Raw genomic sequence first — 758 nt, 5'->3', positions numbered from 1 at the left:
GAGGCCGCCGCCGGTCGCGCCGCCAGCCCGGCGCCGCAGCGGATCCTCGAGGCCGTGCCCCCCGCCGGCGCCCTGCCGGCCGGCCAGTCGCTGCCGCGGGGCTCGCTGCTCGACCTTCGCGTCTGAGGCATCGCACGCCCGCTTGCGCGGGACCCACCCGCAAGCCCATCTTGCGGGCATGTCCCGTTTCGTCCGGCGCATTCCCGAAGGTGACGACCGCGAACGCCTGATGTGCCCCGATTGCGGGCATGTCGCCTACGAGAATCCGAAGGTCGTCGTCGGATCGATCGTCGCGGATGGCGACACCGTCCTGCTCTGCCGCCGCGCCATCGAGCCGCGCTCCGGCTTCTGGACCATCCCTGCCGGCTATATGGAGATGGGCGAGACCGTCGAGGAAGGCGCGCGCCGCGAAGCCTGGGAGGAAGCGCGCGCGCGCATCGCCCTCGAAGGCGTGCTCGCGGTCTATTCCATCGCCCGGCTCGGCCAGGTGCAGGTCATCTTCCGCGCCCGCTTCGAGCAGCCGGGCTTCGAGGCCGGCCCCGAGAGCCTGGAGGTGCGGCCCTTCGCCTGGGACGACATCCCCTGGGACAACCTCGCCTTCCCGTCCGTCCGCTGGGCGCTGCGCGCCTGGCGGGAGGGCTCGCCCGGCGGCGTCGCGCTGAACCCGCCCGAGGATCCGCGCGGCACCCGCCCGCTGGCCGGCACCGTGCCGTGACCGGCCGGCGCGCGCTGCTGCTCGGATCCTCCGGCGAGTTCAG

Annotated in this window: 1 protein-coding gene; it reads left to right on the top strand. The window is 74.1% G+C overall.

Going from position 1 to position 758, the window contains the following annotated elements; translation table 11 throughout:
- Positions 1-178: 178 nt before the first annotated feature.
- A complete protein-coding gene (locus HW577_RS25940) occupies positions 179-715 on the top strand; it encodes an NUDIX hydrolase (protein ID WP_198378947.1) in 537 nt (178 codons plus the stop codon).
- Positions 716-758: the final 43 nt, after the last annotated feature.

Origin of the sequence: Neoroseomonas rubea (assembly GCF_016106015.1) — a bacterium.
Lineage (GTDB): Bacteria > Pseudomonadota > Alphaproteobacteria > Acetobacterales > Acetobacteraceae > Neoroseomonas > Neoroseomonas rubea.
This window is presented reverse-complemented; position numbering and strand designations above follow the sequence as displayed.